General features: G+C 52.2%; 11 protein-coding genes. 8 read left to right on the plus strand and 3 right to left on the minus strand.

All coding sequences use genetic code 11. The features are described 5' to 3' along the window. Nucleotides 1-62: 62 nt before the first annotated feature. The 3 genes from ACJHX7_RS00130 (at nucleotide 63) to ACJHX7_RS00140 (ending at nucleotide 5,068) form a co-directional block, all read left to right on the plus strand. On the plus strand, nucleotides 63-1,115 hold the full coding sequence (locus tag ACJHX7_RS00130; RefSeq protein ID WP_088170177.1) for a 4-oxalomesaconate tautomerase: 1,053 nt from the start codon (nucleotides 63-65) through the stop codon (nucleotides 1,113-1,115). Nucleotides 1,116-1,190: 75 nt separating this feature from the next. Next, nucleotides 1,191-2,624 (plus strand): anion permease, encoded by a 1,434-nt coding sequence (locus tag ACJHX7_RS00135; RefSeq protein ID WP_001036475.1) that lies wholly within the window; start codon nucleotides 1,191-1,193, stop codon nucleotides 2,622-2,624. Between the two features lie 182 nt (nucleotides 2,625-2,806). Continuing rightward, complete coding sequence (locus ACJHX7_RS00140; protein ID WP_000593905.1) at nucleotides 2,807-5,068, plus strand: hydratase; 2,262 nt, start codon at nucleotides 2,807-2,809, stop codon at nucleotides 5,066-5,068. 69 nt (nucleotides 5,069-5,137) lie between these two features. Here the strand turns inward: ACJHX7_RS00140 and ACJHX7_RS00145 are convergent, their stop codons facing one another. The 3 genes from ACJHX7_RS00145 to bioA all read right to left on the minus strand — a co-directional run bounded on the left by ACJHX7_RS00145 (nucleotide 5,138) and on the right by bioA (nucleotide 8,397). Next, nucleotides 5,138-6,421, minus strand: a complete 1,284-nt coding sequence (locus ACJHX7_RS00145) for a putative acyl-CoA thioester hydrolase (protein WP_001091559.1) — start codon at nucleotides 6,419-6,421, stop codon at nucleotides 5,138-5,140. Nucleotides 6,422-6,572: 151 nt separating this feature from the next. After that, complete coding sequence (locus ACJHX7_RS00150; RefSeq protein ID WP_000767411.1) at nucleotides 6,573-7,049, minus strand: kinase inhibitor; 477 nt, start codon at nucleotides 7,047-7,049, stop codon at nucleotides 6,573-6,575. A 58-nt stretch (nucleotides 7,050-7,107) separates the two neighbouring features. Beyond that, a complete protein-coding gene (gene bioA / locus ACJHX7_RS00155) occupies nucleotides 7,108-8,397 on the minus strand; it encodes an adenosylmethionine--8-amino-7-oxononanoate transaminase (RefSeq protein WP_094030348.1) in 1,290 nt (429 codons plus the stop codon). 85 nt (nucleotides 8,398-8,482) lie between these two features. On the opposite strand from bioA, the gene bioB reads away from it, so the two are divergent. The 5 genes from bioB (at nucleotide 8,483) to uvrB (ending at nucleotide 14,686) form a co-directional block, all read left to right on the plus strand. After that, nucleotides 8,483-9,523 carry a biotin synthase BioB gene (gene bioB, locus ACJHX7_RS00160; protein WP_000951213.1) on the plus strand — a complete coding sequence of 347 codons (1,041 nt, stop codon included), beginning with the start codon at nucleotides 8,483-8,485 and terminating at the stop codon, nucleotides 9,521-9,523. Then, the gene (gene bioF / locus ACJHX7_RS00165) at nucleotides 9,520-10,677 is read left to right on the plus strand and encodes an 8-amino-7-oxononanoate synthase (RefSeq protein WP_094030349.1); all 1,158 of its coding nucleotides are present in this window, start codon (nucleotides 9,520-9,522) and stop codon (nucleotides 10,675-10,677) included. Before bioB ends, bioF begins: the two co-directional genes overlap by 4 nt. Beyond that, a complete protein-coding gene (bioC, locus tag ACJHX7_RS00170) occupies nucleotides 10,661-11,416 on the plus strand; it encodes a malonyl-ACP O-methyltransferase BioC (protein ID WP_094030350.1) in 756 nt (251 codons plus the stop codon). The genes bioF and bioC overlap by 17 nt, the downstream gene beginning before the upstream one ends. Beyond that, nucleotides 11,409-12,086: a dethiobiotin synthase gene (gene bioD / locus ACJHX7_RS00175; protein ID WP_000030920.1), complete on the plus strand. Its 678-nt coding sequence runs from the start codon at nucleotides 11,409-11,411 to the stop codon at nucleotides 12,084-12,086. The genes bioC and bioD overlap by 8 nt, the downstream gene beginning before the upstream one ends. Nucleotides 12,087-12,664: 578 nt before the next feature. After that, entirely contained in the window at nucleotides 12,665-14,686 is a 2,022-nt protein-coding gene (gene uvrB / locus ACJHX7_RS00180; protein WP_000042533.1) for an excinuclease ABC subunit UvrB, read from the plus strand. The last annotated feature ends 20 nt before the right edge of the window (nucleotides 14,687-14,706 follow it).

Genomic DNA, 14,706 nt, shown 5'->3' on the forward strand with positions numbered 1-14,706 from the left:
ATGCTTTGCCCTTAATGTAACCATATCGCAATAAGTTATGTTTTTAAATTGAGGGCATTATTATGAAAAAAATACCCTGCGTGATGATGCGAGGTGGAACCTCGAGGGGCGCGTTCCTGTTAGCGGAACATCTACCCGAAGATCAAACGCAGCGCGATAAAATATTGATGGCAATTATGGGTTCCGGTAACGATCTGGAAATTGACGGTATTGGCGGCGGTAATCCGCTGACCAGTAAAGTCGCCATTATTAGCCGCTCCAGCGATCCGCATGCAGATGTCGATTATCTGTTTGCTCAAGTTATCGTCCATGAGCAACGTGTCGATACCACGCCTAACTGCGGCAATATGCTGTCTGGCGTTGGGGCATTCGCCATTGAAAATGGTTTGATTGCAGCGACTTCGCCAGTTACCCGCGTACGTATCCGCAACGTCAATACGGGTACGTTCATCGAAGCTGATGTGCAAACGCCAAATGGTGTTGTCGAGTACGAGGGTAGCGCCAGAATTGACGGCGTACCGGGTACTGCCGCACCGGTTGCGCTCACTTTCCTGAATGCCGCCGGAACCAAAACCGGAAAAGTCTTCCCGACTGATAATCAGATTGATTATTTTGACGATGTCCCGGTGACCTGTATCGATATGGCGATGCCAGTTGTCATTATTCCTGCTGAATATCTGGGAAAAACAGGCTATGAATTACCGACGGAGTTGGATGCCGACAAAGCATTATTAGCTCGAGTTGAATCTATCCGTCTACAAGCGGGTAAAGCAATGGGCTTAGGCGATGTCAGTAATATGGTTATCCCTAAACCTGTGCTTATTTCTCCAGCGCAGAAAGGCGGAGCAATTAATGTGCGTTATTTTATGCCGCATTCTTGCCATCGCGCGCTGGCGATAACCGGTGCTATTGCCATTTCCAGTAGTTGTGCATTGGAAGGCACCGTCACCCGACAAATCGTCCCTTCTGTAGGATACGGCAATATCAATATTGAACACCCCAGTGGTGCGCTCGACGTTCATTTAAGTAATGAAGGTCAGGATGCCACGACGTTACGCGCATCTGTTATTCGGACGACCAGAAAAATATTTTCCGGTGAAGTTTATCTTCCCTGAAAAATTTTGTTGTCGTGATAATGGCAATCAATAAAGGACTTCTGTATGAGTCATACAGAAAGAACAGGATTTTAAATGAATAAAAAATCGTTATGGAAGCTAATTCTGATATTAGCGATCCCATGTATTATTGGCTTTATGCCAGCTCCGGCAGGATTAAGCGAACTGGCGTGGGTTCTTTTTGGTATTTACCTGGCGGCCATTGTGGGGCTGGTTATCAAGCCTTTCCCGGAACCTGTCGTACTGTTAATTGCCGTTGCTGCCTCAATGGTGGTGGTCGGTAACTTATCCGACGGTGCGTTTAAGACCACCGCCGTATTAAGCGGTTACTCTTCAGGTACCACCTGGCTGGTGTTCTCGGCGTTTACCTTAAGCGCCGCATTTGTGACCACCGGTTTAGGTAAACGTATTGCCTATCTGCTGATTGGTAAAATCGGTAACACCACGCTGGGTCTGGGTTACGTTACGGTATTTCTCGATCTGGTACTGGCTCCGGCAACACCGTCTAACACCGCGCGTGCGGGCGGCATCGTGTTACCGATCATCAACAGCGTGGCAGTGGCTTTGGGATCAGAACCGGAAAAAAGTCCGCGTCGTGTTGGACATTACCTGATGATGTCCATTTACATGGTCACCAAAACCACCAGCTATATGTTCTTTACCGCAATGGCGGGGAACATTCTGGCGCTGAAAATGATCAACGACATTCTGCACCTGCAAATTAGCTGGGGTGGATGGGCGCTAGCCGCCGGATTGCCTGGCATCATTATGCTGCTGGTCACCCCGCTGGTGATTTACACCATGTATCCGCCAGAAATTAAGAAGGTGGATAACAAAACCATCGCCAAAGCGGGCCTTGCCGAACTGGGACCGATGAAAATCCGCGAAAAAATGCTGCTCGGTGTCTTCGTGCTGGCGCTGCTGGGCTGGATTTTCAGTAAGTCACTGGGGGTTGATGAATCCACCGTGGCAATCGTTGTTATGGCGACTATGCTGCTGCTGGGTATCGTTACCTGGGAAGACGTGGTTAAAAATAAAGGCGGCTGGAATACCTTAATCTGGTACGGCGGTATTATCGGCTTAAGCTCCTTATTATCGAAAGTTAAATTCTTCGAATGGTTAGCTGAAGTCTTTAAAAATAACCTGGCATTTGATGGTCACGGTAACGTTGCTTTCTTCGTTATTATTTTCCTCAGCATCATCGTGCGTTATTTCTTCGCTTCCGGTAGTGCCTATATCGTTGCCATGTTACCGGTATTTGCCATGCTGGCGAATGTCTCCGGCGCACCGTTAATGTTAACCGCGCTGGCACTGTTGTTCTCTAACTCCTATGGCGGCATGGTTACTCACTATGGCGGCGCGGCAGGTCCGGTCATCTTTGGCGTGGGTTACAACGATATTAAATCCTGGTGGTTGGTCGGTGCGGTACTGACGATATTAACCTTCCTGGTGCATATCACCCTCGGCGTGTGGTGGTGGAATATGCTGATCGGCTGGAACATGCTGTAAATATACTCGTCATACTTCAAGTTGCATGTGTTGCGTCTGCGTTCGCTCACCCCAGTCACTTACTTATGTAAGCTCCTGGGGATTCACTCGCTTGTCGCCTTCCTGCAACTCGAATTATTTAGAGTATATCCATTTATTATCTTTCTGCGCACTTCACGGTGCGCAGATATCTGGAGCATTTGATGATCAAGTTATCTGAAAAAGGCGTGTTTCTCGCCAGTAATAACGAAATAATTGCCGAAGAACATTTCACCGGCGAAATTAAAAAAGAAGAAGCCAAAAAAGGCACTATTGCCTGGTCTATTCTCTCTTCTCATAATACGTCCGGAAATATGGATAAACTTAAAATTAAGTTTGATTCATTAGCCTCTCACGATATTACCTTTGTTGGTATTGTACAGACCGCTAAAGCGTCCGGTATGGAACGTTTCCCGCTGCCGTATGTGCTGACCAACTGCCATAACTCACTCTGCGCCGTCGGCGGCACCATTAACGGTGATGACCATGTTTTTGGTTTATCGGCGGCCCAGCGTTATGGCGGTATTTTTGTGCCTCCGCACATTGCGGTCATCCATCAATATATGCGTGAGATGATGGCAGGCGGCGGCAAAATGATCCTCGGGTCAGACAGCCATACCCGTTACGGTGCATTAGGGACAATGGCAGTCGGTGAGGGCGGCGGCGAGCTGGTAAAACAACTGCTTAATGACACCTGGGATATCGACTATCCGGGCGTGGTTGCGGTGCATCTGACCGGAAAACCAGCGCCGTATGTGGGGCCGCAGGATGTGGCGCTGGCTATCATCGGTGCCGTGTTCAAAAACGGATACGTCAAAAACAAAGTGATGGAATTCGTAGGTCCCGGTGTTGCTGCGCTCTCTACCGATTTCCGTAACAGCGTTGACGTTATGACCACTGAAACGACCTGTTTAAGTTCTGTCTGGCAAACCGATGAAGAAGTCCATAACTGGCTGGCGCTGCACGGTCGCGGCCAGGATTACTGCCAACTTAACCCTCAACCAATGGCGTACTACGATGGCTGCATCAGCGTTGATTTAAGCGCCATCAAACCAATGATTGCGCTGCCATTCCACCCGAGCAACGTGTATGAAATCGACACGCTGAACCAGAACCTGACCGACATTCTGCGTGAGATTGAAATTGAGTCCGAACGCGTGGCGCACGGTAAAGCCAAACTCTCGCTGCTGGATAAAGTGGAAAATGGTCGCCTGAAAGTGCAGCAGGGGATTATCGCGGGCTGTTCTGGCGGTAACTACGAAAACGTCATCGCGGCGGCGAATGCACTGCGCGGTCAATCCTGTGGCAATGACACCTTCTCGTTAGCGGTTTACCCGTCATCACAGCCCGTGTTTATGGATCTCGCCAAAAAAGGTGTGGTAGCAGATTTGATTGGCGCAGGCGCAATCATCAGAACCGCGTTCTGCGGCCCATGCTTTGGCGCGGGCGATACACCAATCAATAACGGTTTGAGTATTCGCCACACCACGCGTAACTTCCCGAACCGCGAAGGCTCTAAGCCAGCTAATGGGCAGATGTCAGCGGTGGCGTTGATGGACGCTCGTTCTATCGCTGCGACTGCGGCAAACGGTGGCTATTTAACCTCTGCCAGCGAACTCGATTGCTGGGACAACGTGCCGGAGTACGCCTTCGATGTAACGCCGTATAAAAACCGTGTTTATCAGGGCTTTGTGAAAGGGGCGACCCAGCAACCGCTGATTTACGGACCGAACATTAAAGACTGGCCAGAATTGGGTGCGCTGACTGACAATATCGTCCTCAAAGTGTGCTCGAAGATCCTCGACGAAGTGACCACCACCGACGAACTGATTCCTTCCGGTGAAACCTCTTCATATCGTTCAAATCCGATTGGTCTGGCGGAGTTTACTCTGTCACGCCGCGATCCAGGTTATGTTGGCAGAAGTAAAGCGACTGCCGAGCTGGAAAATCAGCGTCTGGCGGGAAATGTCAGCGAGCTGACAGAGGTGTTTGCGCGCATTAAGCAGATTGCTGGTCAGGAGCATATTGATCCGCTGCAAACTGAAATTGGCAGTATGGTCTATGCGGTGAAACCAGGCGATGGTTCTGCGCGTGAACAGGCGGCGAGTTGTCAGCGTGTGATTGGCGGTCTGGCGAATATTGCCGAGGAGTACGCGACTAAACGCTATCGTTCTAACGTCATCAACTGGGGGATGTTACCGCTGCAAATGGCGGAAGCACCAACGTTTGAAGTGGGGGATTACATTTACATCCCTGGCATTAAAGCTGCGCTGGATAATCCGGGTACGACGTTTAAAGGTTATGTGATCCATGAAGATGCGCCGGTAACAGAGATTACGCTCTATATGGAAAGTCTGACTGCTGAAGAGCGCGAGATTATCAAGGCGGGTAGTTTGATTAACTTCAATAAAAACCGTCAGATGTAAAAAAAGGCGCTATGAAATATAGCGCCCTGTTTCATTAACCCGATGGTTCAGACTATCGGGTTTTCTTTTTTACTTCTTCGCCTCTGCAACCACTTTGCTACCCACGCCGCGGTTATTGTATTCCCACATGCGGTTGTAGTTAGTGTCATTCAGATTGCGCTGTACTTCGTCGTTATCATCAACGTTGCCAGTATTACCCGCAAACGGACGATTGGAAATCACCGCATCGGCCCACGGTTTCGCCGTGTTAAAACCTTCGTTGATGGCGCTATCACGGATCACTACCTGACCGTTGGTATTGGCATCAACATCCAGCGAGCGGCCCAGTTGCGCCACGCCATCACCGGAAGCATTGAAACGGCTGTTTACGGCGAGGAAACCGTAATAGATGTTAGACAGCGTAGCCGGTGCAAACACATACGCTTCTTGCTGAGTACGTGAGTTCACCACGCGGAATTCGGTATTATCGAACACCACTGCGCCGCGACCAGAAACGATATCCACATCCCCTTCAATATAGCTGTTGGTCACCAGCGTACGCGGCTGACGATTCGTTTCCAGACGGTTCTGCACACCGCTGTTGGTGACAAAGAAGGTGTTCTGACGACCGAGAATGTTGACGTTATTGATCTGCACTTTGTCGCCATCAGTACGCAGTGCCACCGCCGGATGGTTACCCGCATCTACGCTATCGCCCAGCGTGTTTTCGATGGTCAGGTTTTGCAGTTGCAGGCCATTGTTTTGTGACCAGAAGACCGCAGAGCAGAGAACACCGATACTGTCGCTGCGTTTACTCTGGCAGCTATCGTACATATACCACGCCGGTTTACCTGGCATATATTTGCCGCGCGGGTTGACGTCGTGACGCCAGTCGGCAGGGCTCATGCCACCATCAAGGGAAAGCCCAATCTTCACATCAATCGGTTTTTCACCTGTACCGTACAGAGTAATTCCACCCGGAGCGGCAGGGACATACACCGTTCCCTGATACTCACCAGGCATCACGGCAATATACTGGCGCTTGTTGGTACGCTTGATAATTGCCGCATCTACCGCCGCCTGAATCGTGGTATGCGTTACACCTTGAGTACCCGCCGGGCCGACAACAAAGTCAGGTTGTGCAGGCAGGGTAATCGGGGAAGGATTCCACGCTGCAGCACCTGGTGTCAGGGATGCAAAATAGTGTTGAGCATCGAAATTCTGCGCTTCTTTTGCCGACAGAATCGGGCGAGAAGAGGTACCAGGCGCGGTTTGATCAGAAGGACGTTGATCGGGCGGTGTTGAGCTACAGGCGGTCAGCGTCACGCCAAAAGCCAATGCCAGCGCCAGACGGGAAACTGAAAATGTGTTCACAGGTTGCTCCGGGCTATGAAATAGAAAAATGAATCCGTTGAAGCCTGCTTTTTTATACTAACTTGAGCGAAACGGGAAGGTAAAAAGACAAAAAGTTGTTTTTAATACCTTTAAGTGATACCAGATGGCATTGCGCCATCTGGCAGAGTGATTAACTAAACATCGCAGTAATCGAGGCACTCGCCAGAGAGTGAAAATGAACGTTAAACCCGACCATCGCGCCGCTGGCACCTTCATCGACATCAATACGTTCTACATCCAGCGCGTGAACGGTAAAAATGTAGCGATGGGTTTCGCCTTTCGGCGGCGCTGCGCCATCGTACCCGGTTTTACCAAAGTCGGTACGCGTCTGCAAAACGCCGTCTGGCATTGCTACCAGACCAGAGCCAAACCCTTGCGGTAATACGCGGGTATCAGCGGGTAAATTAACAACTACCCAGTGCCACCAGCCGGAGCCGGTTGGCGCATCCGGGTCGTAGCAGGTGACGACAAAACTTTTCGTTCCCACAGGAACATCATCCCACGCCAGATGCGGTGAAATATTATCGCCATCGTAACCCATGCCGTTAAAGACATGACGATGCGGCAGCTTATCGCCATCGCGTAAATCATTACTGATGAGTTTCATGAGCCCTCCTTTCTTGTTTGCAGAAAGTGTAGCCAGAAACCCTCATGCTGACTTCCCGTTATTGGCAAAAAAATGTTTCATCCTGCACCGCACGATTAACCGCTGCGGTCAGACGCTGCAACTGTTGCGGGAGAATAATATAGGGCGGCATCAGGTAAATCAGTTTGCCAAAAGGCCGGATCCAGACACCCTGTTCGACAAAGAATTTTTGCAGCGCTGCCATATTCACCGGACGAGTGGTTTCGACCACGCCGATTGCCCCCAGTACGCGCACATCGGCAACCATTTCGGCGTCACCGGCGGGGGCAAGTTGCTCGCGTAGCTGTACTTCAATAGCCGCCACCTGATGCTGCCAGTCGCCAGATTCGAGAATCGCCAGGCTGGCGTTTGCTGCTGCGCAGGCCAGCGGATTGCCCATAAAAGTTGGCCCATGCATAAAGCAGCCGGCTTCGCCGTTACTGATGGTTTCTGCAACCTCGCGCGTGGTGAGTGTGGCGGAAAGGGTCATTGTGCCGCCGGTTAAGGCTTTACCGAGGCACAAAATGTCCGGCGCGATATCTGCATGTTCACAGGCAAACAGTTTGCCGGTACGACCAAATCCGGTGGCGATCTCGTCGGCAATCAGCAAGATACCTTCGCGATCGCACATTTTGCGGATTCGTTTTAACCATTCCGGATGGTACATGCGCATCCCGCCTGCGCCCTGGACAATCGGTTCAATGATCACCGCCGCGATTTCATGACGATGCGCCGCCATCAGGCGGGCAAAGCCCACCATATCGCGCTCATCCCATTCGCCATCCATGCGGCTTTGTGGAGCGGGAGCAAACAAGTTTTCTGGCAGATAGCCTTTCCACAGGCTGTGCATTGAGTTGTCCGGATCGCACACCGACATCGCGCCAAAGGTATCGCCATGATAACCATTGCGGAAGGTCAGAAAACGCTGGCGCGCTTCGCCTTTGGCCTGCCAGTACTGCAACGCCATTTTCATCGCCACTTCTACCGCTACGGAGCCGGAGTCCGCGAGAAAAACGCACTCCAGCGGTTGCGGCGTCATTGCCACCAATTTGCGGCACAGCTCAATGGCGGGCGCATGGGTGATACCGCCAAACATCACATGCGACATAGCATCAATTTGCGATTTCATCGCCGCATTAAGCTGCGGGTGATTGTAACCGTGGATCGCCGCCCACCAGGACGACATACCGTCAACAAGGCGTCTGCCGTCAGACAAAATTAGCTCGCAACCTTCGGCGCTCGCCACCGGATAAACCGGTAGCGGGGAGGTCATGGATGTGTATGGGTGCCAGATATGGCGTTGGTCAAAGGCAAGATCGTCCGTTGTCATAATTGACTTGTAAACCAAATTGAAAAGATTTAGGTTTACGAGTCTACACCGAATTAACAACAAAAACACGTTTTGGAGAAGCCCCATGGCTCACCGCCCACGCTGGACATTGTCGCAAGTCACAGAATTATTTGAAAAACCGTTGCTGGATCTGCTGTTTGAAGCGCAGCAGGTGCATCGTCAGCATTTCGATCCACGTCAGGTGCAGGTCAGCACTTTGCTGTCAATTAAGACCGGAGCTTGTCCGGAAGATTGCAAATACTGCCCGCAAAGCTCGCGCTACAAAACCGGGCTGGAAGCCGAGCGGTTGATGGAAGTTGAACAGGTGCTGGAGTCGGCGCGCAAAGCGAAAGCGGCAGGATCGACGCGCTTCTGCATGGGCGCGGCGTGGAAGAATCCCCACGAACGCGATATGCCGTACCTGGAACAAATGGTGCAGGGAGTAAAAGCGATGGGGCTGGAGGCGTGTATGACGCTGGGTACGTTGAGTGAATCTCAGGCGCAGCGCCTTGCGAACGCCGGGCTGGATTACTACAACCACAACCTCGACACCTCGCCGGAGTTTTACGGCAATATCATCACCACACGCACTTATCAGGAACGCCTCGATACGCTGGAAAAAGTGCGCGATGCCGGGATCAAAGTCTGCTCAGGTGGTATTGTGGGCTTAGGCGAAACGGTGAAAGATCGCGCCGGATTATTACTGCAACTGGCAAACCTGCCGACGCCGCCGGAAAGCGTGCCAATCAACATGCTGGTGAAGGTGAAAGGCACACCGCTGGCGGATAACGATGATGTCGATGCCTTTGATTTTATTCGCACCATTGCCGTAGCGCGGATCATGATGCCGACCTCTTACGTACGCCTTTCTGCCGGACGCGAGCAGATGAACGAACAGACTCAGGCGATGTGCTTTATGGCTGGCGCAAACTCGATTTTCTACGGTTGCAAACTGCTGACCACGCCGAATCCGGAAGAAGATAAAGACCTGCAACTGTTCCGCAAACTGGGGCTAAATCCGCAGCAAACTGCCGTGCTGGCGGGCGATAACGAACAACAGCAGCGTCTGGAGCAGGCGCTGATGACCCCGGACACTGACGAATATTACAACGCGGCAGCACTATGAGCTGGCAGGAGAAAATCAACGCGGCGCTCGATGCGCGGCGTGCTGCCGATGCCCTGCGTCGCCGTTATCCAGTGGCGCAAGGAGCCGGACGCTGGCTGGTGGCGGACGATCGCCAGTATCTGAACTTTTCCAGTAACGATTATTTAGGTTTAAGCCATCATCCGCAAATTATCCGTGCCTGGAAGCAGAGTGCGGAGCAATTTGGCGTCGGTAGCGGCGGCTCCGGTCACGTCAGCGGTTATAGCGTGGCGCATCAGGCGCTGGAAGAAGAACTGGCCGAGTGGCTGGGCTATTCGCGGGCACTGCTGTTTATCTCTGGTTTTGCCGCTAACCAGGCAGTTATTACCGCGATGATGGCGAAAGAGGACCGTATTGTTGCCGACCGGCTTAGCCATGCCTCATTGCTGGAGGCTGCAAGTTTAAGCCCGTCGCCGCTTCGCCGTTTTGCTCATAACGATGTCACTCATCTGGCGCGACTGCTTGCTTCCCCCTGTCCAGGGCAGCAACTGGTAGTGACAGAAGGCGTGTTCAGCATGGACGGCGATAGTGCGCCACTGGAGGAAATCCAGCAGGTAACGCAACAGCACGATGGCTGGTTGATGGTCGATGACGCCCACGGCACGGGCGTTATCGGGGAGCAGGGGCGTGGCAGCTGCTGGCTGCAAAAGGTAAAACCAGAATTGCTGGTGGTGACTTTTGGCAAAGGATTTGGCGTCAGCGGGGCAGCGGTGCTTTGCTCCAATACGGTGGCGGATTATCTGCTGCAATTCGCCCGCCATCTTATCTACAGCACCAGTATGCCGCCCGCTCAGGCGCAGGCATTACGTGCGTCGCTGGCGGTCATTCGCAGTGATGAGGGTGATGCACGGCGCGAAAAACTGGCGGCACTCATAACGCGTTTTCGTGCCGGAGTGCAGGATTTGCCGTTTACGCTTGCTGATTCATGGAGCGCCATCCAGCCATTGATCGTCGGTGATAACAGCCGTGCGTTACAACTGGCAGAAAAACTGCGCGAGCAAGGCTGCTGGGTCACGGCGATTCGCCCGCCAACCGTACCCGCTGGTACTGCGCGACTGCGCTTAACGCTAACCGCAGCGCATGAAATGCAGGATATCGACCGTCTGCTGGAGGTGCTGCATGGCAACGGTCAATAAACAAGCCATTGCGGCGGCATTTGGCCGGGCAGCCGCGCACTATGAGCAACACGCAGAGTTACAGCGTCAGAGTGCTGACGTCTTACTGGCAATGCTCCCACAGCGTAAATACACCCACGTACTGGACGCGGGGTGTGGGCCAGGCTGGATGAGCCGCCACTGGCGGGAACGTCACGCGCAGGTGACGGCGTTAGATCTCTCTCCGCCAATGCTTGTTCAGGCACGCCAGAAGGATGCCGCAGACCATTATCTGGCGGGAGATATCGAATCCCTGCCGTTAGCGACTGCAACCTTCGATCTTGCATGGAGCAATCTCGCGGTGCAGTGGTGCGGTAATTTATCCACGGCACTCCGCGAGCTGTATCGGGTGGTGCGCCCCGGAGGCGTGGTCGCGTTTACCACGCTGGTGCAGGGATCGTTACCCGAACTGCATCAGGCGTGGCAGGCGGTGGACGAGCGTCCGCATGCTAATCGCTTTTTACCGCCAGATGAAATCGAACAGTCACTGAACGGCGTGCATTATCAACATCATATTCAGCCCATCACGCTGTGGTTTGATGATGCGCTCAGTGCCATGCGTTCGCTGAAAGGCATCGGTGCCACGCATCTTCATGAAGGGCGCGACCCGCGAATATTAACGCGTTCGCAGTTGCAGCGATTGCAACTGGCCTGGCCGCAACAACAGGGGCGATATCCTCTGACGTATCATCTTTTTTTGGGAGTGATTGCTCGTGAGTAAATGTTATTTTGTCACCGGAACGGATACCGAAGTGGGGAAAACTGTCGCCAGCTGTGCGCTTTTACAAGCCGCAAAGGCAGCAGGCTACCGGACGGCAGGTTATAAACCGGTGGCCTCTGGCAGCGAAAAGACCCCGAAAGGCTTACGTAATAGTGACGCACTGGCGTTACAGCGCATCAGTAGCCTGCAGCTGGATTACGCAACGGTAAATCCTTATACCTTCGCAGAACCCACCTCGCCGCACATCATCAGCGCGCAAGAGGGCAGGCCGATAGAATCATCGGTAATGAGCGCCGGATTACGCGCGCTTGAACAACAGGCTGACTGGGTGCTAGTGGAAGGTGCTGGCGGCTGGTTTACGCCGCTTTCTGACACTTTCACTTTTGCGGATTGGGTAACACAGGAACAACTGCCGGTGATACTGGTAGTTGGTGTGAAACTCGGCTGTATTAATCACGCGATGTTGACTGCGCAGGCAATACTACACGCCGGACTGACTCTGGCGGGTTGGGTGGCGAACGATGTCACGCCTCCGGGAAAACGTCACGCTGAATATATGACCACGCTCACCCGCATGATTCCCGCGCCGCTGCTGGGCGAAATTCCCTGGCTTGCAGAAAATCCAGAAAATGCGGCAACCGGAAAGTACATCAATCTTGCCTTAATGTAGTCATCCTGTACTTGGTTAAATTGCGAGCGAGATCGCGTCTTCGATTGACTGCAATTTAACCAATTAAATTCTAAAAAAATCACGAAAAAAATTTTACCTCCGCATCATGCGGTGAATGTGGGAATTGCCCAGGCGGCGGGGGATAGGGGCTGCAGACAGTTATCCACTATTCCTGTGGATAACCATGTGTATTAGAGTTAGAAAACACGAGGCAAGCGAGAGAATACGCGGCTTGCACGCGAATTGGCGTTAAAGACGGCTCAAAGAAATATCTTTTATTTTTTAACTGGTTAGATAATTGCAATGGCAGTCACTGAAGAGGCATCTCTTGCCATAAAACTGTCATCACTCATCTTGACAAATGTTAAAAAAGCCGTTGCTTTGGGGATAACCCGGTAAGGCCGGAGTTTTATCTCGCCACAGAGTAAATTTTGCTCATGATTGACAGCGGAGTTTACGCTGTAACAGAAATATTATGGTGAGAAACTGTTTTTTTATCCAGTATAATTTGTTGGCATAATTAAGTACGACGAGTAAAATTACATACCTGCCCGCCCAACTCCTTCAGGTAGCGACTCATGAGTAAACCGTTCAAACTGAATTCCGCTTTTAAACCTTCTGGCGATCAGCCAGAGGCGATTCGACGTCTCGAAGAGGGGCTGGAAGATGGCCTGGCGCACCAGACGTTACTCGGTGTAACTGGCTCCGGGAAAACCTTCACCATCGCCAATGTCATTGCTGACCTTCAGCGCCCAACCATGGTACTGGCGCCCAACAAAACGCTGGCGGCCCAACTGTACGGCGAAATGAAAGAGTTCTTCCCGGAAAACGCGGTGGAATATTTCGTCTCCTACTACGACTACTATCAGCCGGAAGCCTATGTACCGAGTTCCGACACCTTCATTGAGAAAGATGCCTCGGTAAACGAACATATTGAGCAGATGCGTTTGTCCGCTACCAAAGCGATGCTGGAGCGGCGTGATGTGGTTGTGGTGGCGTCTGTTTCCGCGATTTATGGTCTGGGCGATCCTGATTTATATCTCAAGATGATGCTCCATCTCACGGTCGGCATGATTATCGATCAGCGCGCGATCCTGCGCCGACTGGCGGAGCTGCAATACGCTCGTAATGATCAGGCATTCCAGCGCGGTACTTTCCGCGTTCGTGGTGAGGTGATAGATATCTTCCCGGCAGAATCGGATGACATTGCACTTCGCGTGGAACTGTTTGACGAGGAAGTGGAACGATTGTCGTTATTTGACCCGCTAACCGGGCAGATTGTTTCCACTATTCCACGTTTTACCATCTACCCGAAAACGCACTACGTCACGCCACGTGAGCGCATCGTACAGGCGATGGAGGAGATCAAAGAAGAACTGGCCGCCAGACGCAAAGTGCTGTTGGAAAACAACAAACTGCTGGAAGAGCAGCGGCTGACCCAGCGTACCCAGTTTGATCTGGAGATGATGAACGAGCTGGGCTACTGTTCGGGGATTGAAAACTACTCGCGCTTCCTCTCCGGTCGTGGACCGGGTGAGCCACCGCCGACGCTGTTTGATTACCTGCCTGCCGATGGGCTGCTGGTCGTCGACGAATCTCACGTCACCATTCCACAAATTGGTGGCATGTATCGCGGTGACCGGGCGCGTAAAGAGACACTGGTGGAGTATGGCTTCCGCCTGCCATCAGCGCTGGATAACCGTCCGCTTAAGTTTGAAGAGTTCGAAGCATTAGCGCCGCAAACCATCTATGTTTCGGCGACGCCGGGTAATTACGAGCTGGAAAAATCCGGCGGCGATGTGGTGGATCAGGTGGTGCGTCCAACAGGCTTACTTGACCCGATTATTGAAGTGCGTCCGGTAGCGACACAGGTGGATGATCTTCTATCGGAGATTCGTCAGCGAGCGGCAATTAACGAACGCGTACTGGTTACAACTCTGACCAAGCGGATGGCGGAAGATCTCACTGAATATCTCGAAGAACACGGTGAGCGCGTGCGTTATCTTCACTCAGATATCGACACCGTCGAACGTATGGAGATTATCCGCGACTTGCGTCTGGGTGAGTTCGACGTATTGGTAGGGATCAACTTACTGCGCGAAGGTCTGGATATGCCAGAAGTGTCGCTGGTGGCGATCCTCGACGCTGACAAAGAAGGCTTCCTGCGTTCCGAACGTTCGTTGATCCAGACCATTGGTCGTGCGGCACGTAACGTTAACGGTAAAGCGATTCTCTACGGCGATAAGATCACCCCATCAATGGCGAAAGCGATTGGCGAAACCGAACGTCGCCGCGAGAAACAGCAGAAGTACAACGAGGAACACGGCATTACGCCGCAAGGCTTGAACAAGAAAGTGGTCGATATCCTGGCGCTGGGGCAGAACATTGCCAAAACCAAAGCGAAGGGCAGAGGAAAATCGCGCCCGATTGTTGAGCCGGATAATGTGCCGATGGATATGTCGCCTAAAGCGTTGCAGCAGAAGATCCATGAACTGGAAGGGTTGATGATGCAACACGCGCAGAATCTGGAGTTCGAAGAAGCGGCGCAAATTCGTGACCAGTTGCATCAGCTGCGTGAGCTGTTTATTGCCGCGTCGTGACAAGATGACGAAGCCGGAAT

Origin of the sequence: Escherichia sp. WS1451, from assembly GCF_046487365.1 — a bacterium.
In the GTDB taxonomy this organism is placed as follows: Bacteria; Pseudomonadota; Gammaproteobacteria; order Enterobacterales; family Enterobacteriaceae; genus Escherichia; species Escherichia coli.